At 39.3% G+C, this 26,573-nt stretch carries 28 protein-coding genes and 5 tRNA genes; 13 read left to right on the top strand and 20 right to left on the bottom strand.

Annotated elements, in window-relative coordinates; all coding sequences use genetic code 11:
• From KHB02_RS16765 to KHB02_RS16785, 5 genes are all read right to left on the bottom strand, one after another.
• The coding region (locus KHB02_RS16765; protein WP_241113912.1) for an ABC transporter permease at positions 1-705 on the bottom strand (705 nt) is incomplete at its 3' end.
• Positions 705-1,817 (bottom strand): ABC transporter permease, encoded by a 1,113-nt coding sequence (locus KHB02_RS16770; protein ID WP_213146101.1) that lies wholly within the window; start codon positions 1,815-1,817, stop codon positions 705-707. The genes KHB02_RS16770 and KHB02_RS16765, both read right to left, overlap by 1 nt.
• 12 nt (positions 1,818-1,829) lie before the next feature.
• Positions 1,830-2,768, bottom strand: coding sequence for an ABC transporter ATP-binding protein (locus KHB02_RS16775; RefSeq protein ID WP_213146100.1), 939 nt, complete (start codon positions 2,766-2,768; stop codon positions 1,830-1,832).
• Between the two features lie 115 nt (positions 2,769-2,883).
• Entirely contained in the window at positions 2,884-3,984 is a 1,101-nt protein-coding gene (locus KHB02_RS16780) for a sensor histidine kinase (protein ID WP_213146099.1), read from the bottom strand.
• A 1-nt stretch (position 3,985) separates the two neighbouring features.
• Entirely contained in the window at positions 3,986-4,624 is a 639-nt protein-coding gene (locus tag KHB02_RS16785) for a response regulator (protein ID WP_213146098.1), read from the bottom strand.
• 271 nt (positions 4,625-4,895) lie between these two features.
• On the opposite strand from KHB02_RS16785, the gene KHB02_RS16790 reads away from it, so the two are divergent.
• Both KHB02_RS16790 and KHB02_RS16795 read left to right on the top strand, forming a co-directional pair.
• Positions 4,896-5,810, top strand: coding sequence for an SDR family NAD(P)-dependent oxidoreductase (locus KHB02_RS16790; protein ID WP_213146097.1), 915 nt, complete (start codon positions 4,896-4,898; stop codon positions 5,808-5,810).
• A 32-nt stretch (positions 5,811-5,842) separates the two neighbouring features.
• Positions 5,843-6,433, top strand: coding sequence for a TetR/AcrR family transcriptional regulator (locus KHB02_RS16795; protein ID WP_213146716.1), 591 nt, complete (start codon positions 5,843-5,845; stop codon positions 6,431-6,433).
• 222 nt (positions 6,434-6,655) lie between these two features.
• On the opposite strand, the gene KHB02_RS16800 is transcribed toward KHB02_RS16795, so the two are convergent.
• The 3 genes from KHB02_RS16800 to KHB02_RS16810 all read right to left on the bottom strand — a co-directional run bounded on the left by KHB02_RS16800 (position 6,656) and on the right by KHB02_RS16810 (position 10,781).
• Positions 6,656-8,068 (bottom strand): hypothetical protein, encoded by a 1,413-nt coding sequence (locus KHB02_RS16800; RefSeq protein ID WP_213146096.1) that lies wholly within the window; start codon positions 8,066-8,068, stop codon positions 6,656-6,658.
• Positions 8,069-8,107: 39 nt separating this feature from the next.
• Positions 8,108-8,986: a hypothetical protein gene (locus KHB02_RS16805; RefSeq protein ID WP_213146095.1), complete on the bottom strand. Its 879-nt coding sequence runs from the start codon at positions 8,984-8,986 to the stop codon at positions 8,108-8,110.
• 1,069 nt (positions 8,987-10,055) lie between these two features.
• Entirely contained in the window at positions 10,056-10,781 is a 726-nt protein-coding gene (locus tag KHB02_RS16810) for a 3-ketoacyl-ACP reductase (protein WP_213146094.1), read from the bottom strand.
• A gap of 232 nt (positions 10,782-11,013) precedes the next feature.
• On the opposite strand from KHB02_RS16810, the gene KHB02_RS16815 reads away from it, so the two are divergent.
• Positions 11,014-11,547 carry a CueP family metal-binding protein gene (locus KHB02_RS16815; protein WP_213146093.1) on the top strand — a complete coding sequence of 178 codons (534 nt, stop codon included), beginning with the start codon at positions 11,014-11,016 and terminating at the stop codon, positions 11,545-11,547.
• Positions 11,548-11,795: 248 nt separating this feature from the next.
• On the opposite strand, the gene KHB02_RS16820 is transcribed toward KHB02_RS16815, so the two are convergent.
• The 3 genes from KHB02_RS16820 to KHB02_RS16830 form a co-directional block, all read right to left on the bottom strand.
• Entirely contained in the window at positions 11,796-12,503 is a 708-nt protein-coding gene (locus KHB02_RS16820) for a M48 family metallopeptidase (RefSeq protein ID WP_213146092.1), read from the bottom strand.
• Positions 12,504-12,520: 17 nt separating this feature from the next.
• A complete protein-coding gene (locus tag KHB02_RS16825) occupies positions 12,521-13,009 on the bottom strand; it encodes a YehS family protein (RefSeq protein ID WP_213146091.1) in 489 nt (162 codons plus the stop codon).
• Between the two features lie 129 nt (positions 13,010-13,138).
• Positions 13,139-13,915 (bottom strand): CPBP family glutamic-type intramembrane protease, encoded by a 777-nt coding sequence (locus KHB02_RS16830; RefSeq protein ID WP_213146090.1) that lies wholly within the window; start codon positions 13,913-13,915, stop codon positions 13,139-13,141.
• Between the two features lie 140 nt (positions 13,916-14,055).
• Here KHB02_RS16830 and KHB02_RS16835 point away from each other — a divergent pair, with 140 nt between their 5' ends.
• The 3 genes from KHB02_RS16835 to tatC all read left to right on the top strand — a co-directional run bounded on the left by KHB02_RS16835 (position 14,056) and on the right by tatC (position 15,873).
• On the top strand, positions 14,056-14,601 hold the full coding sequence (locus tag KHB02_RS16835) for a hypothetical protein (RefSeq protein WP_213146089.1): 546 nt from the start codon (positions 14,056-14,058) through the stop codon (positions 14,599-14,601).
• Between the two features lie 287 nt (positions 14,602-14,888).
• Positions 14,889-15,086 carry a twin-arginine translocase TatA/TatE family subunit gene (locus tag KHB02_RS16840; RefSeq protein ID WP_213146088.1) on the top strand — a complete coding sequence of 66 codons (198 nt, stop codon included), beginning with the start codon at positions 14,889-14,891 and terminating at the stop codon, positions 15,084-15,086.
• A gap of 64 nt (positions 15,087-15,150) precedes the next feature.
• Positions 15,151-15,873 (top strand): twin-arginine translocase subunit TatC, encoded by a 723-nt coding sequence (gene tatC / locus KHB02_RS16845; RefSeq protein WP_213146087.1) that lies wholly within the window; start codon positions 15,151-15,153, stop codon positions 15,871-15,873.
• A gap of 107 nt (positions 15,874-15,980) precedes the next feature.
• Here tatC and KHB02_RS16850 read toward each other — a convergent pair whose 3' ends face one another.
• Positions 15,981-17,423, bottom strand: a complete 1,443-nt coding sequence (locus KHB02_RS16850; protein ID WP_213146086.1) for an alkaline phosphatase PhoX — start codon at positions 17,421-17,423, stop codon at positions 15,981-15,983.
• Between the two features lie 227 nt (positions 17,424-17,650).
• Between KHB02_RS16850 and KHB02_RS16855 the strand changes: the two genes are divergently transcribed.
• The 6 genes from KHB02_RS16855 to KHB02_RS16880 all read left to right on the top strand — a co-directional run bounded on the left by KHB02_RS16855 (position 17,651) and on the right by KHB02_RS16880 (position 21,629).
• On the top strand, positions 17,651-18,331 hold the full coding sequence (locus KHB02_RS16855; RefSeq protein WP_241113913.1) for an SIMPL domain-containing protein: 681 nt from the start codon (positions 17,651-17,653) through the stop codon (positions 18,329-18,331).
• Between the two features lie 110 nt (positions 18,332-18,441).
• Positions 18,442-19,227, top strand: a complete 786-nt coding sequence (locus KHB02_RS16860; protein WP_213146714.1) for a putative protein N(5)-glutamine methyltransferase — start codon at positions 18,442-18,444, stop codon at positions 19,225-19,227.
• Between the two features lie 612 nt (positions 19,228-19,839).
• Positions 19,840-20,172, top strand: coding sequence for a hypothetical protein (locus tag KHB02_RS16865; RefSeq protein WP_213146085.1), 333 nt, complete (start codon positions 19,840-19,842; stop codon positions 20,170-20,172).
• A 3-nt stretch (positions 20,173-20,175) separates the two neighbouring features.
• Positions 20,176-20,418 carry a hypothetical protein gene (locus tag KHB02_RS16870; RefSeq protein WP_213146084.1) on the top strand — a complete coding sequence of 81 codons (243 nt, stop codon included), beginning with the start codon at positions 20,176-20,178 and terminating at the stop codon, positions 20,416-20,418.
• Positions 20,411-20,683, top strand: a complete 273-nt coding sequence (locus tag KHB02_RS16875) for a hypothetical protein (RefSeq protein WP_213146083.1) — start codon at positions 20,411-20,413, stop codon at positions 20,681-20,683. Before KHB02_RS16870 ends, KHB02_RS16875 begins: the two co-directional genes overlap by 8 nt.
• A 331-nt stretch (positions 20,684-21,014) precedes the next feature.
• On the top strand, positions 21,015-21,629 hold the full coding sequence (locus KHB02_RS16880) for a helix-turn-helix domain-containing protein (protein WP_213146082.1): 615 nt from the start codon (positions 21,015-21,017) through the stop codon (positions 21,627-21,629).
• A 223-nt stretch (positions 21,630-21,852) separates the two neighbouring features.
• On the opposite strand, the gene KHB02_RS16885 is transcribed toward KHB02_RS16880, so the two are convergent.
• Positions 21,853-22,677, bottom strand: coding sequence for a DUF4393 domain-containing protein (locus KHB02_RS16885; RefSeq protein ID WP_213146081.1), 825 nt, complete (start codon positions 22,675-22,677; stop codon positions 21,853-21,855).
• 268 nt (positions 22,678-22,945) lie between these two features.
• Between KHB02_RS16885 and KHB02_RS16890 the strand changes: the two genes are divergently transcribed.
• A complete protein-coding gene (locus tag KHB02_RS16890) occupies positions 22,946-23,485 on the top strand; it encodes a recombinase family protein (protein ID WP_213146080.1) in 540 nt (179 codons plus the stop codon).
• Between the two features lie 62 nt (positions 23,486-23,547).
• Here KHB02_RS16890 and KHB02_RS16895 read toward each other — a convergent pair whose 3' ends face one another.
• From KHB02_RS16895 to KHB02_RS16925, 7 genes are all read right to left on the bottom strand, one after another.
• Complete coding sequence (locus KHB02_RS16895) at positions 23,548-24,810, bottom strand: Fic family protein (RefSeq protein WP_213146079.1); 1,263 nt, start codon at positions 24,808-24,810, stop codon at positions 23,548-23,550.
• 185 nt (positions 24,811-24,995) lie between these two features.
• Positions 24,996-26,003: a tyrosine-type recombinase/integrase gene (locus KHB02_RS16900; RefSeq protein ID WP_420848092.1), complete on the bottom strand. Its 1,008-nt coding sequence runs from the start codon at positions 26,001-26,003 to the stop codon at positions 24,996-24,998.
• 133 nt (positions 26,004-26,136) lie between these two features.
• A tRNA-Arg gene (locus KHB02_RS16905) sits at positions 26,137-26,210 on the bottom strand.
• Between the two features lie 10 nt (positions 26,211-26,220).
• Positions 26,221-26,311: transfer RNA gene (locus KHB02_RS16910), tRNA-Ser, on the bottom strand.
• A gap of 9 nt (positions 26,312-26,320) precedes the next feature.
• A tRNA-Asn gene (locus KHB02_RS16915) sits at positions 26,321-26,395 on the bottom strand.
• 20 nt (positions 26,396-26,415) lie between these two features.
• A tRNA-Ile gene (locus KHB02_RS16920) sits at positions 26,416-26,492 on the bottom strand.
• Positions 26,493-26,497: 5 nt separating this feature from the next.
• A tRNA-Met gene (locus tag KHB02_RS16925) sits at positions 26,498-26,571 on the bottom strand.
• Positions 26,572-26,573: the final 2 nt, after the last annotated feature.

Consider the following 26,573-nt stretch of genomic DNA (forward strand, 5'->3'; position numbering starts at 1 on the left):
GTTGACCAACACATTCGCTAATAAATATTTTCTTGCGTTAATCGGAGTCGATAACAGTCGAAAATAGGTGCGTTTTTCTTTTTCCAGCAGAATGACCTCGGACAAATTACTTGCAGAAATCAGCATAATCATAATCAGAAAACCAATCGTTTGATTCGTCATATTTTTATTCCTCGATGTATCCGCTAAAGAATTTGTTGAAAGTTGAAAGGTCGATTGCTGGTAATCCTGATACATCTGCTGAAAAGTCTGTTGATTTCCATCGGCTGCTCGGCTAATCGTCGAGATATTATCGATATATTGATATAAATAGGACTTCACGAAGCCTGTCACTTGTGCGCCTTTGATGGAAGTGAGCTGAATATGGTCAGGCCGCCCCGCCAATACACTGTCTGAATACCCCTTTTCAAAGGTAATCACACTGTCGAGCTTTCCAGAAACTATTTCTTCTTGAACCTGCCCTGCTTCCAGCTCGGTAATCTTCACATTCTCTAATCCTGCTAAAAACTGAATCGTATCCGCAGTAATCTCTGCTTTGTCCTGATTGACAACGCCGACATGCAGGATCATTTTTTGATCACCGCCATAGGCCATCAGCGCAATAAAAATTCCTATTAACGGCATAAACAAATACAGCAAGATGTTTTTCTTTTTTCGAAATGTCACACGTAACGTGTTTTGCACGATCCAGAGGATATCCCTCATTACAGCCCCTCCCTCCTTTGCAGTGAGATGATTGCCACTAGTAACAATAAAAACGAGGCGATTAGATTGATGCTGACCGCCGGAATGACGGCAGCAAAATCATTTGCATAGATGATTTTCGTTATCGCTTCATTCATCCAAGTAAGCAGTGACAGCTCCGTTATCAGTTTAAAGATTCCTTCCGGATTTTCTATTTTAAAATAAGCCCCTCCAAAAAAGGACGATAGCTGCACCACGATCATAATGATGACTTGGGGAGCCGCACTAGATTTCGTTAGGAAGCTGATGCCAATTCCCAAACTAATTGCAAACACCACTTCTGTCAGCAGCACGAGAAATACCAGCCCGAGATGGTCACCCCAGTTGGCCTTGAATAATAGTTTACTAAACAGGATGACGAGAATGACACACAAGCCGTTGCTAACAAGACTCCCCACCACTTTTCCGATAAAAATTTCACTTTTCCTTACCGGCGCAGCAATCAGGCGGTCTGCCGTCCTTCTCACGCGTTCACTGACAATCAGCGAGCTTGCCGGCAGCGCCCCGTACAGCACAATCATCGTCGTGATGACAATCGCATAATAATCCATCGATCCAGGCTGCTTATTCGGATTTAGCGAGGTTTCTTTAATAAAATCTCTTTGCTCCCCCGCAGTAAAGGCTGCTTCCAGCTTTTCAGGTGCTGCTTTCATGATTTCGGAAGCGATATTATACTTGTCGACATACCCGGACACCATGCCTTGCAGGATACTCCCTTTTATACTATTACCATCATTGACATACAGCTGGACCCCATGTTGAGTCACTTCTACATACCCATCATAGGTACTTTGCTTCACTGCTTTTTTTCCATCTACTTGATCGGTGATTTTCTTAAAATGCATCCCCGACTTTTCCGCTGCTTTGATAAACTGCTGAAAGCTCCCGTCTTGTGTCGTATCTTTATATAACACATGGAGATCATCCACAGGAAGACTGGTCGTAAACGTATTCGACAGGGCTGTTCCAAGGACGAGCATTAAAAGAATCGGGAAAGCTAACAAGAAAATCAAGGTTTTGATGTCCCGAAACTCTGTTTTAATGCCTTTCCAGGCAATATTGAGTATGTTCAATGTGAATCCCCCCTATTGGTCCCTTAGGTTTCTTCCGGTTAAGGTTAAAAACACAGTCTCTAAATTTGGGGCCTTTTCTTGGAGGCCACGGATTTCAATCCCATTGTTGATCAAGTGCTCAATGATTTTGTTTAAATTATTGACGCCCGTATCCGAGTTGATTTTAATAAAATATTCCTCTATTGAAACAGCTTCGACGCCAGGAATTTCTTTAATAGCATGGATGTTCAAGGTTTCTGAGGATTTAACCTCAATCCATAAATCCTTCGTATTGGTAATGAGTGATTTCAGCTGCTCCTTCGTTCCCTCGGCAATGATTTTTCCGTGATCAATGATGGCAATCCGCGAACAAATCTCTTCGACTTCCTCCATATAGTGACTTGTGTAAATGATCGTGCAGCCCATTTCGTTTAGCTTCTTAACCGAGTTCAGAATATAATTGCGGGACTGAGGATCAATGCCTACCGTCGGTTCATCCATAATGATCAGCTTCGGCCGGTGGGCAATGGCACAGGCGATGTTTAAGCGCCGCTTCATCCCCCCTGAAAAACTATTGGGGTAGCTCTTATGTTTATCTTGAAGGCCGGCAAACTCCAGGGCTTCCACCACAAGGTCATGCAGTTCGGCGCCGCGCAGACCGTATAGGCCGGCAAAGAATTTCACGTTTTCATAGGCCGTCATGTCCTCATAGATGGCCAAATCCTGGGGGACCATGCCAAGGTTCATTTTTGCAAATCGGCTGTGTTTGGCTGAATTTTTTCCAAGAATACTAATGATGCCTTCATTACAGCGCAGCAGCCCGGCAATCATATTAATCGTGGTGCTTTTCCCCGCGCCATTGGCCCCGAGAAAGCCAAAGATTTCTCCCTCGGCAACAGCTAGACTCATATTATCAACCGCTATGAAATCAGCGAATTTCTTCGTTACATTCTTTATCTCCAACACGTTCATCTCTTCACCCCTAGATCGTTTCTATAGTTCAAGTATAAAAAAAAGAATGAACCTGCATAAGTGCAATCGTTCATTCTTTTCACATGAGAATTTTCATATTGTGAGCGTTAGATTTTCATATCGGCAGGAGGGTGGTGACGGAAAAGCCATGGGTGCTGTCAACAATCATCGTTCCGTCCACCGCGGCGGTGCGCTCCTCCATCCCAATGATGCCAAGCCCTTTTTTAATCGTGTCTGTTCCCTTGCCATTATCCTTCACTTCGACCCTAACCAGTTTATTTAACACCTTTAAATCGACCGAAACAAGCGTTGCCTGTGAATATTTCATTGCATTTGTGAGTGCCTCCTTGACATTTTCATGGATAATTTTCCACTGGATCGGCGAAATGATGTCTAAATTCCCTTCATATGTTAGCACGGTTTTGATTGGTTGTTTGGCATTGACGTCATCAATCATCAGCTTCAGGCGATGAATGCCGACTTGCTCTGTTGGAGGCTTCATATTTTTCAAGGTCAACCGGATGTTTTCGATGCCCTCCTTTGAAATCTGGATCGCGTTTTGCAGCAGCTCGGCTGACTTTTGTGGGTCAGTTTCCAGCAGACGTTTCGCTGCTTCCATTTGAAAAAGGGCCCCTGTCATTGAATGACCGATTTTATCATGAATCTCCTGTGAAATTCGATTGCGTTCCTCTAATTTGAAGGTATATTCCGACTGCCGAATATACTCGGTATTTTCATTTACACGCTTGGTTAATTTCCCCATCGCTTTTCGCATCGAATCCATCTGCACCTCATCCTTCACCTTCATGTTATGAAAGCTTTGTGTGACGGAATAAAGCATAAAGCAAAAGATAGCTACTAACCCGTAAATCGGCTGGAAAGGTTCCTGTATATAAAAGATTGGGATGATGGCGAGAAGCAGACGTATGAATTTTTGTTCAATAAAGCCTGCGGCCAGCTCCACAATGGATAGTGGTAAAAGAATGCTAAAGATCGGGTGTACCATGGAATAGGCTGCTACGGTCATACAGATGGATCCGATGAGAAGCAGCCTTTTGATGATAGTATGTTTAAAAATATACAGGGTAATATTGATGCAAAAATAAAGCAGAAAGGTAAGAACCGCCAAGTCGATCGAACTACCCTCTGCCCGTACAAAGCAGAAGGCTATATAAAGCAAGAGGACAAGCTTCGTCCCAATCATCCACAGCTCCATCCTATTCCACTTTCCCCTTCAGATAGTAAATCGCAATCTGGGTCCGGTGCTCAAGCCCGGTCTTATTTAATATTGAAGTTATATAATTGGCCACCGTCCCTTCGGAAATAAACAATTGCTTGGATATCGCTTTATTGGAATACCCCTTGGCAATCAGGGACATAATCTCTCGTTCTCTTTCGGTGAACAGGCCGAGGTCTATTGGCGTCTCCGGAGCTTTTTTTTCCGCAAGATTGGACTTTATTTTTTCTAAAATAACCTCCTGAATAATGCTGTTTCCGTTATACACACTCTTGATTGCATCACGAATTTGTTCGGGGTCATTGTTCTTTAATAAATAGCCTTTGGCTCCATTTTTGATAGCCTCAAGAATGTATTCATCATCATCAAAGGTGGTCAGGATAATCGGCTTTGTGCTGGTTTGCTCCGTAATCAGCTTGGACGCCTCCACCCCATTCATATTGGGCATGCGCACATCCAGAAGGGCAATATCGACCTTATTCTTTAAACAGTAGTCTACGGCTTCTTTTCCATCGCTCACCGTATCAAGCACCTCAAACTCTGCATATGTACTTAGGATAATTTTCAAGCCTTCGCGAATAAAGGAGTTATCATCCACAATGATCACAGATATTTTCATAATCCTCCCACCCCTCCCAACTTTTATCTTTAGACATTATAGCAAGAAATTGGGCGGAAATGGCGTGTCGATTTAAGCTAAATTTAAATTACTGCGTTTGGTCCTCAAATTAGCGCGATACATGGCTGTGTTTAACATTATCGTATATGGAGCTATCATTATTCAGTCTCTTTTCCCATTTCAAAAATGATTGGTACTTTTTTTAAAGTCGTGAAATATACTGATTTTAAAAATGAATGAATCATTCATTCAAAGGAGGAGAGCTAAAAAGATGGAGAATAATACTACAAAAAATGGCTGGAACTTACAGGACAAATATGTATTGATTACAGGTGCCACAAGCGGAATTGGCCTTGCAGCGGCACAGGCAATGGCAGCACGTGGAGCCAATCTCGGGATCATTGCTCGAAATCACAGCAAAGCTAAAGAAATTTCAACCCTATTAAAGTCGCAAACAAGCAAACCAATTAATGTAGATGTATTTATTGCTGATCTATCCTCCCAAAAGTCCATCCGTCAGGTCGCAGCGGAGATTCTTGAACGGTGTCCAACGATTGATATTTTAGTCAATAATGCAGGCGCTTTATTCGATACCTTTCAGAAAACAGAAGAAGGCGTGGAAATGACCTGGGCTGTGAACCACTTAGCCCCTTTTCTCCTCACCTCACTGCTTTTAGAACGACTTAAGGAAAGTGATTCCGCCCGGGTGATTAATACGGCTTCTCATGGACATAAGATGGCAAAAGACGGCTTTGACTTTACCGATATAAATGGGGAGGGTCTTTATAGAGGTTTTAAAAAAATAATGGGGGGACCGACCATACGCTATGCACAGACAAAGCTCGCCAATATTTTATTTACATCTGAATTGGCGCGTCGTCTAAAAGGAACAAATGTCACTGTTCATTGTTTCGATCCAGGACTTGTGGCAACAAATTTTAATCAAAATAATGGAATGATGGCCAAGGCAACTATGGCTGTCATGAATCTTTTTTCACGTACCCCAGAAAAAGGGGCAGATACATTGATATGGCTTTCTGAAACAAAAGATGTCTCAAGTCTTAACGGCAAATATTGTGTTGATCGACAACAGAAGGAACCGGCAGAAGTGGCAGTTGACAAAGAATTAGCTAGGAAACTATGGAACATTAGTGAAGAACAAGTTAAGTTATCGATGAATGGATGAATATATTCGAAAAAAAGAAAAGAGTGAAGAAGATGCCTCCATTAAATGAGCAGCAACTAGACCAGAACCGTGAAGAACGAAGAGAACAAATAAAGAAAGCGGCTTTAAAAGTATTTACCAAACGAGGAATTATCGGCACGAAAATAAGCATGATCGCCAAGGAGGCAGGCATCAGTCAGGGGCTTACCTATCGATATTACCATTCAAAGGATGAACTTTTTATTGAACTTGTTAAGGATGCTATGGAAGAGACTGCTGAGGCATTTGCATCATTGGAGAATATGTCAAGCTCTCCATTAGAAAAAATCAAAGAATTAACCAAGAAAATGCTCGATACAAGCAATAAACATTCGTTTATGCTCATACAGCAAGTACAAACCTCTGATGAAGTCCCAGACAAGGCAAAGGAAATTGTCCGACAGTATCCAATCCCTTCTTTCATTGAGCAGTTGATTCCCGTTTTTAAAAAGGGGCAGGAGATGGGAGAATTTTGTAAGGGCGACCCTGCTAAGCTTTTAATGCTCTACTTCTCGGTCATTTCCGGTTTGATGTTACTCCCGAATAAGGATGAGGAGGATCAAGCCCTGGATGTAGATATTTTAATGAAACTTATAAGAGAATAGATCGTCTTACGATTATTTCTATTAAGACTTCCACAGGGACGGGTCACCAATTTATGTCATTCGGCAAAAATGATGCAGCATAACCGTCCCCATGCCTCACAATTAATTTATCTCCATTCAGAAGTTTTGCACGTAAAAAAGGCCCGACTACTGGATAGAAGCTAGTCGGGCCTTTTTTGTATTTCAGGGATTGTTCAGTGGGACAGTCCCTAAACATACTAATTATTCTTTTGTTGCAGCTTCAACAGTTGTATCTTCAGCAACTGCTTCGTCTGTAGTTTCATCAACTGTTACAACTGTTTCCGCGTCTTCCACAGTTACAGCTTGTACAGCTGAATTGTCAGCAGCGACAGCTTTTGCTTGCGCGCTTGCTTTTACGCTAGCCTGTGCGTTTGCTTTGTTTGATAGGGATGGGTTTACATTTTCTGTATCAACTGTTTCTTCTTCAGTTACTTCTGCAGTTTCATCAGTAACGACTTCTGTTTCAACTTTAACTGCATCTTCAGTTCCTGCCTCAACAGTACCATCTTCTGCAACAACCGCATCAGCTTCTTCCGTGGCATCAGTTGTTTCTTCAGTAGCTTCATCAGTTACAACTGCTGCATCCTCTGCAACTTTATCTTCAGTTGTTTCATCTGCTACAACCTCGGAATTGTCCTCTACGGTAACTTCAGCTGTTTCTTCAGTAGCTTCATCAGTTACAACTGCTGCATCCTCTGCAACTTCATCTTCAGTCGTTTCATCTGCTACAACCTGAGTATTGTCTTCCACTGTCACTTCAGTTGCATCTTCAGCTTTTTCTTCAGATGCTGCTTCTTCGGAAACTTCCCCAGAAGCATGGACAGCTGCGTTTGCATTCGCGTGAGCTTTAGCCGTATCACTTGCATGTTCGTATGCTTGTGAGTTTATTTTATTGGCAGCTGAAGGATTAACCTTAGGCTCTTTATCTGTGTCTGTGTCTTCGTCATCTGAATCTGCATCTTCTTCAGTCTTCGAAGTTACAATACCTTCGTGATTATAATCGACCTTCTTTGAATCAGAATTTTGGTCGGCATTTTCGGTATCCTCTGCAGCGTCTTCTGAATCAAGATCTGTTGCTTGTACATCTTCCTTAACGGCCGCTTCATCTTCATCTTCAACTTTTACAGGCTCATCTGCTTCCACTTCGGTTTCCGTACCTTGCTCTACTGCAGGCTCTTGTACCGGAGCTTCCTCGATTACCGGCTCTTCTGCAACGGGTTCTTGTACCGGAGCTTCCTCGATTACCGGCTCTTCTGCAGCAGGTTCTTGTACTGGCGTTGCCTCCACTTTTCCAACCTTACCGAGAACGGCAGAGTTCGGATTAGCATGCATCTTTGCATTTTCACTGGCATGCACACTAGCTTGAGATTTGGCAGCTTGTTGTGCTTTAGGCTGTTCTTTTACAGCTGGTGCTGCTGGTGTAGCTAGAACTGCAGGTTTTGTCACGTTAGCCTGCACTTGATTTTCGGCCTTTACTTGAACGGTGTGGTCTGGTTTTGCTTTATCAGGTCCAGCCGCCTCAGTAAAATGTGCACCTGCAAATACCCCAAATGATACTGCTCCTGCTAATACAAAAGATTTCATAACGTTATTAGTGTTTAAATAATGTTTCATTATTGAATTCGCTCCTTTAATTTTCGTATTCCGTGGCATTTAGCTTCGGTTAACGGTTTTTAAAAAAGGAGCTGCTTGCGGCGGTGGTGAAGGAGGGGCATTCACCCATTGAGTATTCAGTAATGCATGGCGAGAAAGGAATGGTTGGACAAGTCTTATTTCAAAGTACTTATTCCACTCAAACCACTTGTCTGCCAAACTGGCCGTTCCTATTCCCGTGCTAACTCGATCATTTGATGAGCCGCCGGTATTGGTTGAACGTTGTACCGGGTCGATTGCCTGATCGACTGGAGGCAGCTCTTCCCTACTTGAAGGAGCATTGTCCTTTTCTACAGGAGCGGGCGACGGTGATTCAATACTCACCGCAGGATTACTATTTGATATGTTTGGTTCTTCCTCTTGAGACAGAAGTCGATCTTTTGTCCCATGATCAGAGGGATTTTCAGTCATATCATATGTAGGTGGTTGTTCCGTTTTAAACCCGCTGTCTTTTTCCTGAGCAGCTGCCTTTTTCTCCTGGCCTGGAGGATTTACGGTTTTCTCATTCTTTTTAATATCTGATAAACCATACCCGTTCCCATTGGCCTGCGCAGGCAAAGCTCTTGCTTTTTCATTAGCAGGTTGAGGGGAAACGACCTGTTTAGGAGTGGCATTGGAAGAGAGTGGTTTAACTGCCTCGCTATTTTGTTTCGCTTGTTCAGGTACTTGAACCTTTTTTTCTATTGGTTTAGCACTTTCAGCAATGGAAGGAACGTTAGCTTGTGCAGCTGAGTTCTTCGATGTTTCAGAAGTTTGTACCATTTCTTTATTGGACTGTATCGGTCCATTTTGTTCACCCTTCTCAGCGAAAGCATTTCCTGGCAAAAATAGAGCTGCCCCCATCATAAGAGCTGGTATTAGAAAATGGCGGAAGTGCATTGTCTCACCCCCTTTCCTCTTAACGACATTTTCTTAGACAGTATTCGGGGTATTTAAACACTTTTTGACCATTTTTTCGCCCATTTGCAAGAAACGATTCCTTTCTCCTACAAGAATGATTCGAAAGAAGCAGGGGACGGTTCTATGCTTCATTTGCTAATAGGTTTCTTATACCTACACTTTTGAGTGCTGGCAAAATGCTAATAGGACTACACCACTGGAAGGAAAAATCCAATTTGATTTTGAAAAGGGAATCGGCATGAGAAGAAGAGGACGTGAGTGAAATCCTAATGCCTACCACAATTACGAGGGAACAATCGGCATATACAGGCCCACTCTTCTTCGGCTGACGGGCAAAATAGATGGCTTAATAAAGAGATTTTTGCCTTCACCCCAAGCAGTTTGTCCGTCCTTAAGAAGGCAAGGTAAGAAGTGTTTTTCCGTGATCTCGGAAGGTTCTCATCCACCAATTTAGTCTTTCGACAAAAATGATGCACGAGAACCGTCCCCATGCCTCATCCTACCTACGGCATAAATAATTTTAACAAGAAAAAAGGTATGTAAGTTTTGAAATATTTAGAAACGACTATTCCCTATAGAGGATATTTTTAAAAAGAAAAGTACAAAAAAACAAGAATTTTGTCGAATAATATAAGCGGTAAGCAAAAAGTCCGATTACAATAAGCAATTTTAATTTTTTCGAGGTGCAAATATGTCATTAAATCTTAAAAAGAAAGTGGTAGACAAGAAAAAAAAGAAGGAAATACTTGTTCGTAGATTAGATTTGCTGTTGCAACAAAACAAAAAAAAGGAGACTCATGGAAAAGAATCTTAAATTCCAGTTATTTAGCTCCCCCCATAAAGACTTGCCTCAAATTTCACATAGGCGCGACTAGCACCTATCCTCTTGCTAAAAATGGTTCCTCCTAACATAGCAGCACCATTCAGATAAGCCACTAAATTCTTAGATTGAAGAGTTAAAAGGCTTGTTATAAGTCAAAAAGCAGCAGGGGTCAGCCCTCCGCTGCTTTTTTCATAATTCCTCTATTAATGAGCTAGCACCAAAAGATTAAAATGGATTCGTCGCCAGCATGCCTGCGGTTTTTACATAAATGCGTGGATGCAATTTTAATTGGGCAACGATAAACTCAGCAATGTCTTCCGGCTGCATATATTTTTCATTATTGTTTTCAGCGATTAGGTTGGTTTTGACAGCTAGTTCAGTAGCCACTGTGCTCGGGGTTAAGGCGGTCACGCGGATATTGTTTCTTCTGACTTCCTGTGCCAATGATTCCGTTAAACCAATAACGCCAAATTTGGATGCACTGTACGCACTGGATGTGGCAGCCCCGTTTAATCCATTTGTAGATGAAATATTGATAATGTCGCCACGATTTTTTTCTATTAATTGCGGAAGGACCGCACGCGTTACATAATAAGTCCCCATCAAGTTAACATCAATAATTTGCTTCCATTCCTGCGGGTCCATCTCTAAAAGTGTGGCAAATTTTCCAATGCCGGCATTGTTAATCAGTATGTCAGATGTTCCCAGCGCTTCCGTCAATTTACTCACAGCTTGTTCAACGTCTTCCTGGGATGCAATATCCACTGCCGCGTAAGCTGCTTTCACCCCTAAACCTTCTACTTCACTTACGACCTTCTTTAATTCAGCCTCTGTTCTGGCAAGCAAACCGATGTTTACACCTTCATTCGCTAAGGCCAAGGCTGCGGCTTTGCCGATGCCTCTTCCAGCACCAGTGATGAAAGCTACTTTTCCTTTTAATGATTGTGCCAATTTCAACAACTCCTTCCACATCTCATTATATTATTTTGGGAAAATGATTCTAACTATATGCTCTCCAAACTGATAAATCGTCGATTTAGGAAGGAAACTGTTCATCCGACAAGTGTGAGGTGCTTTTGATCATAAAACCGAATAAATTGTGAAAAGGTCTGGAAAAAGCGGAGAACTAAAATTTTATATAGTATACTAGGGTATAGTAAATAGACGGAGGTGAATCCATACCATGAAGTTGAAACTCATCACAGCGCTATTATTGGCTTCCAGTTTGTTGGCTGCTTGTTCTGGAAATAGCCAGGATCAAGGGGCCGCTGAAAAAGCAAAGCCGAGTGACGTTAAGGAAATGGTTGGCGATTACAGCGCACGGAAATTAAAAGCCGAAAATGCATCCATTACCTCTCAACAACTTATTGTTACGGACAAGTCTGGAAAAGAGACCAGTTATGATTTGCCGAAGGACGAATTTTTCGTGTCGATCGCACCTTATACCAATCAAACTCATCCTTGAACGAATCATAGCTTGACAGGTTGTCAAGGTGAACTAGCAAATGAAAAGTTTGATGTATATATGGAAGACAGTGATGGGAACGTGGTCGTAGACAAAACCGTTACATCACTATCAAACGGCTTTATCGATTTCTGGCTCCCACGCGATAAAACCTATCAGATTAAGATTTCACACGATGGAAAAAAGGCAGAATCAAAGATTTCCACATTTGAAAATGACGCCACTTGTATTACGGACATCCAGTTATTTTAGAAAAGAAGGGCAGTCCCTCGCTATGCTGAAACTTTAAAGCGACGGGGGACTGACCCCTATTTTTCGGAGCGTTACTTTTCTTGAACTCACAGACCGCTTATTTTTACCGGTGCGAAACTTTTTTTGGGCTCACGGGCAAAATAGAAGGCTTATTAAAGACATTTTTTCCTTCCCCCAGGCATTTGGTCTTTAAGAAGGCATGGTAAGGAGTGCTTTTCAGTGGCTTCGAACCGTCCCCATGCCTCACGCTAAACCGTCATTTTCCAGCTTGATAATGTCAGCCAGTCTTCTTTTTCTTTATAGTCAGGCATTAGTTTCCCTACCAAGCGCCAGAAGGAGCGGTCGTGATTTAGATGGACCATGTGGCACATTTCATGAACGACTACATAGTCAATTACCTCTTGCGGTGCCATTGCCAGTCTCCAGTTAAAGGTTAACTGCAGTTTTGAATCACAGGTTCCCCATGTGGTTTTGCTATCCGTGATCCGAATGCCACGTGGTTTTGTCTTGAAGTGGCTTTGATAGGAGGAGATGCTTTTCTCCACTAATGCCTTACATTGCTGATAGTAGAATCGTTTTAGAGCTTGTTGTATTTTTTCAAGGTCATGCTGTTTTACATATATATAAAGCCTATCTTCTTTAAACTGCACATGTTCTTGCATAATAGTTACATCTTCGATAATCTCGATGGGATAGGTGTTTCCTAAATAAAGAAAACTCTCACCATGCTCATAGACCTTTTCCTGTGGCCCGTCCAGTCTGCCCTTCATTTCCATTAATTTTTGCTGAATGATGTCCCATTTATCCTCTAATAACTGAAGCACTTTTTCATCAGATGTCCCTCTCGGAGCCTGGACTTCCACATTTCCATAACTATCGATCTTTATTCCTATAGACGTGCGATTTTTATACTTGATTTCAAAACGTATTGTCTCCCCTAAGTAGGTATGTATCATCTCATCACCTGCATGGCTTATCCTCTGTATTTAACCGCCAGCCCTTTTAAGAAGTTCCTGGCGAATTTATCGCCGCATTCTTTATAATTCTTTTGCCCTTCTTTTCTTAATAAAGCGCCGAGTTCCCCTTTTGAAACCGTGATTCCTGCTTGTTCGAATATATCCAGCATATCCTCAGTTGTTAAAGCTAGAGCTATTTTCACTTTCTTTAACAGGAGATTATTAACGTTTGCACTTTTCTTTATGGACGGTTCAGATGATTCAGGCTGTCCTGGTTTAGGCTCTTGCTTTCCTCTTTTATATACAATAAATCCATTTAAAAATGAATCGAACATACTGTTGTTACATTTGAGCTGGTCGTCGCTTTCATCATCTTCCTTCGTGAGAATCCTTATTACTTCTGGCACTGTTACATCCACACCGCCAAGCTGAAAGATCTCAGCCATTTCTTTATTTTTTAGTTCCAGCGCATATCTAAGCCGTATTAAAATATCGTTATTATCCACAATTGGCCTCCAAAATTAGTGCGTTTCGCATAGCCAAGCACCATTTGATTTATCTAATATTACAGGATTGCCAACCGGATTTCAAAAATGAAACATGGGGACGGTTCTCATGCCTCAATTTATTTATTTCTACAAAAATGATGCAGGAGAACCGTCCCCATGCCTCAACTTGTTTCTTACCAAATATAAAAACAGGAACATGAGCAGCGGGATGATGTAGCTGATAGATTCTAGTAGCAATGATGGTGGGCCGTCTTTTGTTATGATAATTCCTCCGCCAGTACTTCCAAGTGTTCCGTTAAAGATTCCGTAGCAGACGTTCAGCCCCCAGTGGATTCCGGTATCAGCCCAAATGCTGCCAGTCTTATATATGGCATAGGTGAGAGATAGGCCAAGAAGAAGGGAAAACAGCGTGTTGGAGAGGCTGAACCCTTCATTCCAGGAATCATCAAGCGCGTATAGCACCAGAGAGAGTATGAACACCCATTTCATCGGTATTTTTCCTTTTAAATGACCAAATACATATCCCCGAACGATGATATCGTTTAAAAATGAACCTACGAAAAACGTCAGCATGATCATGAGCAGGGAAAGAATCATTTGAGAAAACGGCATTGCTCCCGTAATCTCATATCCATTTAAGAAATATTCGATACCGTACTTGATTAGCCAAAAGGAAAAGCCAATCGCAAAACCCAGCAGCATATTCTTCCACCATTTTGGATGAAAGCTGATTCCGATTCTTCGAAAATCCTTTTTTGTTAAAAACAGAATTCCTTTCAATAACGGAAAAAACAGGAGGACCAATACAACCTGAACCCAAAATGAACCGGCTCCTGCAACTCCAACGTTCAAATACACATCTAAAATGATAAAACCAACTATCGTTTTGACAAAATAGCTCATGTTTCACTTCCTTAATTTATGTTTTCTTCAGTACGCGCCAAGCTAAAATTAAAATCCGCTCCCAACTATAGGAAACTATTTCATTTTTTACCACATTTATATTATGATAGAAACATTCTAAGAAATAAAGGAGTTTAGTCATGCATCCTTCTAACCAGCAGCAGCCAATATGGGCATGGGTTGTCCTCATTGGCGGTGGATTATTTTTATTTACGTCTCTACCTGGTCTACCCTTTATCATTTTCATGACCTTTTGGAAAGCAAATGAACTGAGTTTCTTCTCGCTGATTTTTATAGTCATTTCATTAGCCATTATTAGCGTCATCATTTGGGGAATGAAGCGAGCGTACAATGCACTGAGGGATTATAATCGGGCCAAAAAGGCATATGAGCTTGAATCTTTCCAAGAACCAAAACTATTAAACAGTCATTCTTCTGAAACGAAAAAAACGATTTGGCCCTGGGTTGTGATTGGTCTTGGTGCACTGCTTATAGTAGGTGCAGGTCCAGGCATCATCATGCTGCCGATAGCGCCGCTCTTTTTAGCCGGCATGTCTACCGATTCAGGTACCACTCCGGACTATGTGCCATTCTTGATTATCGTTATCGGATATGGATTAATGGCTGGCTATGTTATTCTTCTCATAAAAGCTATTAAAACTCTCAAAGCAAAAAATAAAGTTTAATAAGCATGTCCTTCATTCGCGTGATGAAGGGCATGTTTTTTTACAGAAACTAGCAAAGCAACAAGTAATTTGGGAAGATTCTATATTCCATTTTCATATGGTTCAAACTGCTTCTGAGGCAAAAGAACCGTCCCCATGCATCGTTCCTGCGCACCGTTTACAGATTATTATAATAATTAATAGTTTTTTTACAATTCTTTACACCCCCTTTATTAACATACTAACGGTAGTTACCTATAATCATAGTTAGGGAAAGTCATTCTCAGCCATAAAAGAGGAGGATATTAATGTTTCAAAATATTGGGATTCCTGGTTTGATTCTTATTCTTGTGATCGCCCTAATTATTTTCGGCCCTTCAAAGTTACCGGAATTAGGTCGAGCAGTTGGCTCTACCTTAAGAGAATTTAAAAAATCAACAAAAGAGTTAATTTCCGATGAAGAACCGGAAAAGTTACAGACTAAAAAAGAGGACAAAGCAATTTAATACCATTATTTTTGAGGAAGATGTAAGAAGGCTTGCATCTTCTTTTTAATAAGGAGGCTTCTGCATGAAAAACCAAGACATGGAACTTATTGGTCATATTGAGGAATTACGAAAACGTATTATTTTCGTACTCGGGACCTTTATCCTCTTCTTCATTTTGTCCTTTATCTATGTACAGGACATCTATTACTGGCTAGTCAAGGACTTAGAGGTGAAACTAGCCATTTTAGGACCGAGCGACATTTTATGGGTCTATATGATTCTTGCAGCTGTCGTCGCCATTGCAGGAACTATCCCAATGGCCGCCTATCAAACTTGGCTGTTTGTCCGTCCCGCATTGAAAGAAACAGAACGAAAAATTACGCTTGCTTATATTCCAGCCCTTTTTTTTCTATTCATACTTGGAATTAGCTTTGGTTATTTTGTCATTTTTCCAATGGTATTTCAGTTTCTCATCTCTATGTCAGAGGATATGTTTACAACCTTTTTTACTACAGAAAAGTACTTTATGTTTTTAATTAATATGACGCTGCCATTTGGCTTTTTATTCGAACTCCCAGTCATTATCATGTTTCTGACCAGTGTTGGAGTGCTGAACCCATACCGATTGCAAAAGATTCGAAGATACGCTTATTTTGTTCTGATTTTAATTGCAATCTTTATTACCCCGCCGGATTTTCTATCAGATATATTGGTAGTGATCCCCCTTATTTTCCTATATGAATGCAGTGTGCTCTTATCAAAGGTCGTATTTCGGCGCAAACAACAAGTTAACCTAGTCGCTTAAATAGAGAAGGAAGACTTTAGTCCATATTCTGGGACTTCCTTTTTTAGTCAAAAAGAAAAGATGTAAACCGCAAAACATGCGGTTTACATCTTTTTTTGAATGAATTCTTAGATTAATTTTACTCCGTGGCGCTCAAATGCTGCTGCTTCTAAAACGGACATACCTTGTGCCTCGGCAGCCTTAGCCACTTTTTCCGAAACTTGTGGTGCAAGATTCGCAGGAGCAGCATAGGACATTTCCCTTGCTCGCGCTGAGTTTCTGCGTTGGAACGGTCCCCAAATGGCAAAGGTTTGGCCTGGTTCTTGAATATTGACAAAAAGAGTGTTTCCATCAGGCGAGAAGGTTGGCCCTGCCAGTTCAGACCCACTTTGGCGGTTGGCGGCAAATGGATAGACTTTGCCTTCTGGGGTAATGCCCATAAGTCGATCTTGGCCTGAACCATCTTCTGCAAACCAAAGATCACCCCAAGGCGTCATACAGATATTATCTGGATATTCCATTTCTCGTGCATCATTTCCCTCATAGAAGAGCTCCAATGTATTCGTGTGAGGAATATAACGGTAGACTCGTCCAAGTTTTTTCTCACCAGCAGAGGTATCATCGAACCAGAAGACCCCCTCTTGGAAGAACGCTCCCTCTAATCTGCTAAACTCAATACAGCCTTGTGCCTTGGCATCTTCGCGGCATAAATGTGGATCTAGTTCCTTCCAAACAAGCTCAAATTTTTGCCCTGTTTTAAAGGTGCTTGCTGCTGGACGTTGTACCGCTTCAATGGCTGCCGCATAAAGCTTTCCGCCTTTTTGCAGGGCACCCGGCTCTTGTCTGGTGTCATTTGGAACGAAACGGTAAAAGTAACTTGGGCTTGCATCTTCAGTCAAGTAAACATACCCTGTCGCTGGATCGATTGCGCAAGCTTCATGAGAAAAGCGGCCCATATCCTTGATTGGAGTTCTGGACATTTCGTTCTCCGGCTGTGTCGGATCCACTTCGAACACATATCCGTGTGTCGCAGAACGTGTTTCTTCACAAGTTAACCAAGTTCCCCAAGGCGTCGCACCACCAGCACAATTTCGGACTGTACCTGAAGAGGTTACATATTCTTTGATGACTTCACGGTTTGGACCGACGACTAGAGCTGTTGTACCTCCTGCAGCTGCTGCATCGAAAGGTTTGCTGCCCACCACAGGATTTGTTGCTCCTGGGCTTAATTCATGATTACGAACAAGAATGGTCGTATTATTAGGTCCTTCGAAAGCAGCCATTCCATCAAAGGCGCCGGGGATTTTCCCACCGTTAGTCAATTGGCCGCCTTCTTCAGAGATAATTTTGTAATGGAAACCTTGTGGAAGATCGATAATTCCATTTGGATCTGGAACCAAAGGACCATACCCACCAAAACCGCTGGTTGGATTACTGGTTGTATCCGCTAGTGCTTTCGATCCGAGTGTTAACACTCCAGTTGACCCCAAAGTAAGTGCAAGTGTGCTCATTCCTCCTGCTTTTAAAAAGTCGCGTCGATTCATACCATTTTTAGATACTTGATTTTCCATAAAGTTTCTATTCCTCCTCTTAAATCTATTATCAAACTATTACTAGCTTAACTGGCAAACATTAAATACATATGTACATATTGTAAGAAATGGGTAAATTAGGGTTAAGTGATTGTAAAACACAGTAAAACCTTGGGACAGTTCTTTTGTTTCAGGAACCGGGGATTTTTTTCGACCTCTTCCGAATACAATGAAGGAAGGGTGTGTTAAGGGAAAGGAGTGCTCAAATGTATTATCAGAACCCATGGATGCGGGCACAGCCTGAATGGAGAGCCTTTTCTAGAAATGGTCAAAATATCTTGGAAGTAACAGGTGAAGGTTCGGTGTCTGTGGCACCAGACATGTCCATCGTTACATTAGGTGTAAATTCGGAGAATATGAATCTTACAGATGCCCAACAAGAAAATAATGAAAGAACGACTAAAGTGATCCAGTCACTTATAAGCTTAGGAATTTCAAAGGAGAATATTAAAACTGCAGATTACCGAATCGAAATGGTATATGATTACGAAAACGGTAAACAAACATTACGAGGTTACAGAGTGGTCCATTTGCTTCAAGTCCTAAATGATAAGATTGAACAAACAGGTCTTATTGTCGATACTGCTGTAAAAAACGGGGCAAATACTGTCACAAATATTGAATTTAAAGTAAAAAATCCGCAAATTTTCTACAGTCAAGCATTGGCGCTTGCCCTCAATGATGCTCAATTTAAGGCTGCAGAACTAACAAAGGAAATGGGAGTAACGTTAAATAAGGTGCCATTTTCAATACAGGAATTGAGCCAAACTTCACCAATCATTCCTTTGCAAACTGCTATTTTTGCCAAAAGTGAAGCTGCAACTCCGATACAGCCTGGTAAACTTAAAATTTCCGCGTCCATTCAGGCAAAGTTTTCATATTTTTAACAGATTGAAGCACTCACAAACGCAATAGTGAGTGCTTTTAAAAAAATCCACTAAACTATTTAAAAAAGCCGTTATGAAGGTTGGTGGTTTTTATAGGAAAAAAGCTTCTTATTAATGACCAAATAAAAAAAAGTATCATCAAACGACTCCGGACTGCTGGGTGTGTTTTCGCTGAAGAAGAGGCTGAGCTTCTTCTTGCTGGGGCGCAGGCATTGGATGCCCTATCTGATATGGTCAATAACAGAATAAACGGTTCTCCACTTGAGTATGTCCTCGGTTGGGCGGAGTTCTGTGGGCACAGGATCGCAGTAGAACCTGGAGTCTTTGTCCCTCGCCGTCGTACTGAGTTTCTCGTCCAGCAGGCAGTAGCTTTTTCTATACCTGGAGTCACAGTTGTTGACCTTTGCTGCGGTACTGGCGCAATTGGTGCTGCGATTGCCAAAGATCTGGGATGGATTGAATTGCATTCGACCGACATTGACCCTACTGCAGTTCGCTGCGCACTCCGAAATGTTACCAGCCTTGGTGGTCATGTATATGAGGGTGACCTTTATAAGCCTCTCCCCTCTATACTTCGTGGAAAAGTGGACATCCTAGTAGCAAATGCACCCTACGTTCCTACTGGCCAAATCAAGCTGCTTCCTCCAGAAGCCCGTTTACATGAACCGAATATGGCGCTTGACGGGGGACTTGACGGACTTGACATTCAGCGAAGAGTTGCAAAAGAAGCACCCCTTTGGCTGAAAACCGGAGGACACTTATTGATTGAGACGAGCAAAATGCAGGCACCTCAAACCGTTGAAATTTTCTCTCAAAATGGACTAATACCACAGATGGTACATTATGCCGAACTAGACTCTACTATAGTAATTGGCACCAATCCTCCTCCAGAATAAATACGGGAAGGAAATCTTCATAATAAACTTGAGATTTGCATAAAAAAACCTCCAAACATCGTATTTGGAGGTTTTTGCTTAACGGCTTTTTCGGAGGAATTCATTCAAGTTAGAATATCTTTATTTCCCCCTAACTTCGTTAAACCATTGATACTATTGAGTTACTTAAAGTTTGAAATACGCGCCTTAGAGGATTCGAACCTCTGACCGTACGCTTAGAAGGGGAACTAATTCTCCCGCTTTTTCCTCTTTATAACGTTCATCTGTTTACGTGCAAGTATCACGGTCACCTTCCGAACTTAGACCGTTATCAACTTTTTTCATATTATATATGATATTAGTTAAATATAACAGTCAAAAATATAACTTTTACTACATAAAAACGCCCCCCATCCCTAAAATTAGTTTCTATATAGAAAACCCTCTCCTACCGAAATTTTCTACGAGCATTTTTTCATGGTATAGGGTGCATAAAATCCTTTGAAAATAATTTTAATTTGTGTAATGTCTTTAATTCTCTAAAACCCCGTGAAATCAGCTTATTCACCCTACTTGTGTAGTATATTTACTCGTGTAATAATACAAATAATCACAAGAAAAGGAGTGTTTTAAATGAATTTGAATTATCGTTTTTTAGCTATGAATACTCTAGTTGGTGTATCCAATGATCGACTAAAAGAAATTTCGGAAAATGATTTTTCTTCACTTACACGAGTACAGAAAGCAAACCTTTCTAATGAATTAGGGGAGATGTACAACTCATTAAGCACGTTCAAGTCAGTTAATCCCGAAATCCAGCAGTTAGCAACCATGTGCATGGAACAAAAGGTTAAAATTGCGGAAAGTGACGCAGTAGTTAACGAAAGCAATAGAGCAAAAAGAGCAGCAGTACAGCAAGGGAAATTTAGCAGTTATGAAATTCCTTGGATGAATAGGGGTGAATAAGAAATGAGAAAGAAACAAAGGACTATTACCCCGCAACGAATAGAGTTATCAAGAATTTCTATTGCAGTTCCGATAAAATTAAAACAGGCTTTTAAGAAATCCACTTTTCTAAATGAAATTAGTATGAATGACACTCTTGTTAAATTCATTAAGGATTATGTGAAAGAATATCCTGTTCCCGAAATTACTCGTAAAGGGTTAAGAAAACCCGCTAACAGAAAAAAGGCGGGTGCAGTAAATGAGTAATGAAACCAAACCGAAAAAGAAACTAAAACGAAAGTTTTCCAAAATGGACAGATTGCATATAACACTTCCGTCAGTAATGAAAAAGGATTTAAAAGAAGCGGTTGATTATTGGAATAGTTCCATGAGTAAAGAGTTTCGTTCCTATGCTTCAAAGTTCATAGCAGAAACTGAAAAGACAAAAGCAATCAAACGAGGGGAAAAATTAGTACGGGAAAGTGTAATTAATCAAAGAATAACCGAACTAAGAGAGAACCAAAGCAATTAGAGGCGAAACTCTTTACTTGGTAAAACCTCTAAAAACGAGTCAGTTATATTTTTCAACCGCTTAATTACCGTAATAAGACAACGATCTATAAGCCTATGAATATAGGTGAACCCCTTGAACCTAGGTACACTTGTATAAAGGTATGGTTTTCTAATAGGTACGGTATACGGTTGATTCCACTAGGTTAATATCTTCAAGTGTTCCGCTCCGCCCCACTACACTAATCTAAAACACTCCGAGCGGGTTTTTCCCTTTATAGAATATAAAATATTTTTACGGTAGCAAATAAAGCCTTTCTAAAGGGTTATATGAACTATGAAAAGGACGGTTAATGATGAATGAATTAAATGTACATGTCATATTAGATAAAATGATGAAAGAAGCTGAAAAGAACGATATTAAAAACGGTAGGTTTTATGTAGCTAATCCCTCCATGCTATTAAGAAATAGGTATCTAACTAGTGGTGAGCGGTTAGTATTAATGGAATTATTTTATTGGTATCAAAGTAGAAATGAGAGAAAACTACACCAACCTACAATATGTGAAAATGTCGGTTTAAGTGATAAAACCGTTAGGGAATCCTTAAAGGGGTTAGAAACTAAAGGGTTTATTTCAAGTAAACGCACTGGAAAGGTTAATGTGTATACTTTGCTAGATTTTAGTATAAACCCTATCATTGTTTTAGGAATTGTTATTCGAGAGTTTGAACACTTTATTACAAACCTCGAAAAAGATTCACAATTAGCTTATAAACTGTTTAAGCCTATTTGGGAGGACAAGACCATATACGAGGGATTTTTAGCGAAAATAGAAGCGGTAGAAACGTCAGAGGAAAGATATAACACCGCTAAGCTATTAGTTAAGCAATACAAAAAGCAAAAACTTGAAACTTCTACAATGACAAAGGCAAAATTACGAGTAAAAAGAAAAGTAAAAAGCCTTTAAAAATAATATGTTCGGTAATTTTTACCGAACATGTTCGGTAAATTCTACCGCAATTATTGTGGTCTGTTCGGTAAATTCTACCGATAAATAAATAGTAATTTATAAAAATGTAATATAATGAATAACCGAACCACCTAAAGGCAGTTCGGATATCTTTAAATAATTGTTATTAGAACTAAATTCGAAGGATATTGTTAATGTTTAAGACAAAAAATAATAATGATCAATTCTTTGTAATACTTTTTAGGAACATCTCCCCAAGATCAGTAATTTCGTAATGTCCCCATTTCTCATAGAATATCTGATGATTTCCTTTCTTATCTTCTTCTAAGTTAATATCATATAGTCCCCTTTTTATTTGGCTTATTACCGATTCTAGTTCTTCACGATGTGCTTTATATATCGGTTCCATATGACTATAGTAATTATCCCTTGGTATAAATATTCCTAACTTTACAAGATTGTCCATATAAAATCCTTTATTATCTTTAAATTGAATCTCAACTAAATTATCTATATTACTGATATTATCAGTCATATCAATAATCATATTACCGTTTAGGCTTTGTCTCCCGAAGCGTATAAAAGTTATTGGATCTGAATTTGATATTAGATAGTTTATTATTTTCGCTTCATCAGCACTTAAACTCCCTAATATATTTATAAAGCTAGGATGGGCATACCTAGAATTATCAACTAGAGAGGCATTTACTAATAGGTTTACAAATAAATCAGCTAAATCGTCATTTGTTGTTCTTAATAATTGATCCATAATAGGTACTCCAATTTCGGGGGGAACTGTACCAATTTGTTCTTCTGGATATTCATTCATTTTTTCCTGTAAATTATTTAAATGTTTCTCGAAGTTAATTTTTATTTTCTCATTTCGTAATTTAAGTGGCATTAATGCTGTGTTGGCAAAATCCAAAACAGTCTCAAGAGCTAATCCTACCTTCTTAAACCCTGGTTGTAACAAGTCGGGATAAATAGTTTTTAACACCTCTAAGCCATTATCACTTACTTTGCCTAATCCAAGTAAATCATCCATACAGATTCCTCCAACTGAAACTATTTCCTCTTAATTATATGATAATTTTACCATTGTAGGAAATATTATATAGATTCTTTTAAATTATTGAACGTTTCAAAAACGAGTGTTTTTGATACACATTGATAGAGTTTTTGAAATAACCACTTTTCAGCAAATAAACGGTTTCAAAAGTCGTATCAAATTCAACGTTTCATAATTTACTTTAATAAACGTTTTTGATACAATCTGATTTAGATACTGAAAAGCGGAAAGGAAATCATACATAATGAAAATTGGATATGCACGAGTTAGCACTAATGACCAATCTTTAGACCTTCAAATTGACGCACTTAATCAAGCGGGATGTGAAAAGATTTATCAAGAGAAAATAAGCGGGATGAAAGATGATAGACCACAATTAAACGAACTAATTCAATTCGCCCGAAATGGAGATATATTAATTGTTCATAAGTTAGACCGTCTAGGACGCTCCACAAAGCGCATAATTGAGTTGTCAGAGCAATTAGAACAACGTGGAATAGAGTTAGTCTCTATTCGTGATAATATCGACACTACAACCGCAGTAGGGAAAGCCATGTTCCGTATGTTAGCAGTTCTAGCAGAAATGGAGCGGGATTTAATAGTCGAGAGAACTAAAGCAGGATTAGTAAGCGCACGGGCAAGAGGGAGAAAAGGAGGAAGACCTAGAACAGACAATAAGAAAGTTGAAAAAGCCATTAAGTTATACCATAGTGAACAATACACTGTAAAAGAAATAGAAGAAATTACAGGAGTATCAAAAGCAACTTTATATAGATCTATATAGTTACAAAATAAAAAGCACCTACATGCTGAGTAAGTGCTTTATTCTATAAAAAAGTAAGAAAACTATTCAATATATCCTTTTAATCCTAGATATTTAAATATAAATTTTTTGCCCTTTTTTGCTTTTTTGAAAATCCCTAACTCTGAAAGTTCGGATAAATCTCTTCTCGCTGTTTCGTATGAAACTCCCATCTTTTTTTGGTAAACCTCAATTGTTGCTATGTTATTATCTTTTTTCTTCATATAATTTAAAAATTTTATTTGTCTTTTGTTTAAAATTATTTCATCTTCTTCAAGTGTCTTAAATAATGCTTCGTGTGTTACTTCATTAATCAGTTTATCTATCACATCATATATTGAAGCCTCAGTTATTTCAGCATAAGAAACAATAAAATATGTTAAGTCGCTATTATAGTCTTCAGTGTCTTTAATTGCTTTATAATACTTATTTCTTTTTTTATTAATAACACTGGAAATTGAGAAGAATTTAAAAAAATCATAACCGTTTTTTAGCAGATACATATATGAAAAAGCTCTTGCTACCCTTCCATTTCCATCAAAAAAAGGATGTACATACGCTATATAGAAATGAATAATGAATGCCTTTATTATAGGATGGATAAACGTTTTTTCTTCCTTAATAAATTTAAATAAGTCATCCATCAAAGGTTGAACTTCAGTATGTGGTGGGGCAGTATATATAGGTTCTGTATGAACTGCATTTTCTCCCCAAACATAAACATAATCATCTCTATATTTTTCTGTTATTTCATCTTCCGCTAGAGTACCTTCTGTTATTATTTTATGAAGGGTTATAAAAACATCTTCATTTAATTCTCTATTCAAATTTTCTAATATAAAAATTAGAGCATTATAATTATTTAAGATCATTTTCTCGCTTTTATTTTTTGGGTTTTTATCTTTAACTAATTCTTTTGTTCTTTTTTTAGTTGAAAAAGCACCCTCAATAACACTTGAGTAAAAAGCTTCGTCTATAATACTTTCAGATATTAGGTTTGTTTGTACCTCTTTTGAAGCAAGTTCATCAATGGTTTTCTTTGCAACTACATCTATTCTGTGAATAATTTTGTGAAGGAATGGTGGTACCATGAACCAGAAATTATTCCCCTTTTGGTCTTTTAACGGAACCTGAGTACCTTTAATCTTTCTTATAGTTTGTATATCTTCCCATACATTTGCTCTGAATTGTAGATATTCGCTTTGAATACGATATAATATTTCAGGCTTATTTAAATACCTAGTATTTGTAAATTGTTCAATTAAATCGTTCAAATACTCTTCATCATATCTAAGATTTTCTTCCACTCCCAATCACTCCTAATTACTTAAATAATTCGATTTTATACTTAGTATATTATTTTAAAACTGATTTGCTACTATTTTGCTACTAATTATATACTTATCAATTACTAATTTGCTACCTTTTTATACCTTAACAGAACCCTTTTATTTTCTTTGAATGCATTTAACATAAATCATTACCAAGCTTTTTATAAAAAAGAGCGTAAGTTTTCTGCAATTTCATCTACATCTAAGTGTAGATATTTTGTAGTTACCGATATATCACTATGACCTAATGCTTTTGAAATTACAGCAACATGAGCTCCTTTTTCTAAAAGAGATTTAGCAAATCCTCTTCTAAGCGCATGTGGGTTAATGTTTTTCAATCCGTACATCTTTGAATATTGATTTAACCGCTTCCTAATGTTGTTATGAGTAGGTGAGGATGATACAATATCACCGAATTTGGTAATAAAAACTAAGTTATTCTTTTTCCCATATTCCTTTCGGATAATAGAATTTTGTTTAATTAAAACCACAAGTAGGTTTTTCAATAATTCGTCAAAAGGTAGTTTAATTTGCTGATGGTTTTTCATTATACTTCCGTCTAGAATTAATAAATTTTTATTTAAGTCTAAATGACGCTCTTCAAGCTGTACTAATGTGTTTATCCTAATACCTGTTTTAAACATCATTAGAGCGGCTACAGCGTCTCTTAGCTGTATAAAGTTATTTAGGTCTAACAAAGAGAGTAAAACGTTAATTTCATGCTCTGTCGCCCCTTCTTTAACTTGTTGGTCTACTTTAATATTGATTGACTTCCAAAACTTAAATTCAATCCAACGGTTATCAAAGCAGCGGGAAAGAAAAGCCTTTAGGCATTTTAAACGAGTCAATTTAGTTTGATTACTTACGTTCATACTATCTAACCATTGGTAAACGGTAACGGTAGTAATATCCGATACATATTTAACCCCAGTGATTTTCTGAAAATGATTTACTTGCAGAACATAATCGCTAATTGTTCTACTTCTGTTTCCACTTACCTTCATTTGCCTTGTAATGGTGTCTAAAGCCTTTATAACAAGAATAGAATCGTTTGATACCATAGTTTGTTCTTTTGGCATTTTTGGAGCAGTAGAGCGGGAGATAGGCAGTTCTCCAAAAATCTTTCTTACATCAACCTCAACATCTAAAATTCCTTTTCTTTTGGACACGACAAAAAACCTCCTATATCGCAAAGTGTTCAAGTCAATAAACGGTGTAGTTTCTTACATGACCGTTATACTGACAGTTTCACTAAACGATATAAGAGGTTTAAAAAATGCCGGTTTGACATTAATAATTTTACGCGCCTTAGAGGATTCGAACCTCTGACCGTACGCTTAGAAGGCGTATGCTCTATCCTGCTGAGCTAAAGGCGCATGATATTTATGGCGGAGAAGGAGGGATTTGAACCCTCGCGCCGGTTGCCCGACCTACACCCTTAGCAGGGGCGCCTCTTCAGCCTCTTGAGTACTTCCCCATAAAAAAATGGCTCCGCAGGTAGGATTCGAACCTACGACCGTTCGGTTAACAGCCGAATGCTCTACCACTGAGCTACTGCGGAACAATTAGAATTATGTATGATGGTGGGCCTAAATGGACTTGAACCATCGACCTCACGCTTATCAGGCGTGCGCTCTAACCAGCTGAGCTATAGGCCCATATATTGCGGGGGCAGGATTTGAACCTGCGACCTTCGGGTTATGAGCCCGACGAGCTACCGGACTGCTCCACCCCGCGAT

Source organism: Neobacillus citreus, assembly GCF_018343545.2.
In the GTDB taxonomy this organism is placed as follows: Bacteria; Bacillota; Bacilli; order Bacillales; family Cytobacillaceae; genus Neobacillus; species Neobacillus citreus.

Bases quoted from the DNA above. Each gene is read 5' to 3' on its own strand.
- KHB02_RS16870 (WP_213146084.1), top strand. From the start codon at position 20,176: ATGAGAAAGAAACAAAGGACTATTACCCCGCAACGAATAGAGTTATCA.
- KHB02_RS16840 (WP_213146088.1), top strand. From the start codon at position 14,889: ATGTTTCAAAATATTGGGATTCCTGGTTTGATTCTTATTCTTGTGATC.
- KHB02_RS16855 (WP_241113913.1), top strand. From the start codon at position 17,651: ATGTATTATCAGAACCCATGGATGCGGGCACAGCCTGAATGGAGAGCC.
- KHB02_RS16830 (WP_213146090.1), bottom strand. From the start codon at position 13,915: ATGAGCTATTTTGTCAAAACGATAGTTGGTTTTATCATTTTAGATGTG.
- KHB02_RS16820 (WP_213146092.1), bottom strand. From the start codon at position 12,503: ATGATACATACCTACTTAGGGGAGACAATACGTTTTGAAATCAAGTAT.
- KHB02_RS16805 (WP_213146095.1), bottom strand. From the start codon at position 8,986: ATGCACTTCCGCCATTTTCTAATACCAGCTCTTATGATGGGGGCAGCT.
- KHB02_RS16775 (WP_213146100.1), bottom strand. From the start codon at position 2,768: ATGAACGTGTTGGAGATAAAGAATGTAACGAAGAAATTCGCTGATTTC.
- KHB02_RS16780 (WP_213146099.1), bottom strand. From the start codon at position 3,984: ATGGAGCTGTGGATGATTGGGACGAAGCTTGTCCTCTTGCTTTATATA.
- KHB02_RS16880 (WP_213146082.1), top strand. From the start codon at position 21,015: ATGATGAATGAATTAAATGTACATGTCATATTAGATAAAATGATGAAA.
- KHB02_RS16795 (WP_213146716.1), top strand. From the start codon at position 5,843: ATGCCTCCATTAAATGAGCAGCAACTAGACCAGAACCGTGAAGAACGA.
- KHB02_RS16785 (WP_213146098.1), bottom strand. From the start codon at position 4,624: ATGAAAATATCTGTGATCATTGTGGATGATAACTCCTTTATTCGCGAA.
- KHB02_RS16835 (WP_213146089.1), top strand. From the start codon at position 14,056: ATGCATCCTTCTAACCAGCAGCAGCCAATATGGGCATGGGTTGTCCTC.
- KHB02_RS16790 (WP_213146097.1), top strand. From the start codon at position 4,896: ATGGAGAATAATACTACAAAAAATGGCTGGAACTTACAGGACAAATAT.
- KHB02_RS16875 (WP_213146083.1), top strand. From the start codon at position 20,411: ATGAGTAATGAAACCAAACCGAAAAAGAAACTAAAACGAAAGTTTTCC.
- KHB02_RS16800 (WP_213146096.1), bottom strand. From the start codon at position 8,068: ATGAAACATTATTTAAACACTAATAACGTTATGAAATCTTTTGTATTA.
- KHB02_RS16865 (WP_213146085.1), top strand. From the start codon at position 19,840: ATGAATTTGAATTATCGTTTTTTAGCTATGAATACTCTAGTTGGTGTA.
- tatC (WP_213146087.1), top strand. From the start codon at position 15,151: ATGAAAAACCAAGACATGGAACTTATTGGTCATATTGAGGAATTACGA.
- KHB02_RS16890 (WP_213146080.1), top strand. From the start codon at position 22,946: ATGAAAATTGGATATGCACGAGTTAGCACTAATGACCAATCTTTAGAC.
- KHB02_RS16885 (WP_213146081.1), bottom strand. From the start codon at position 22,677: ATGGATGATTTACTTGGATTAGGCAAAGTAAGTGATAATGGCTTAGAG.
- KHB02_RS16850 (WP_213146086.1), bottom strand. From the start codon at position 17,423: ATGGAAAATCAAGTATCTAAAAATGGTATGAATCGACGCGACTTTTTA.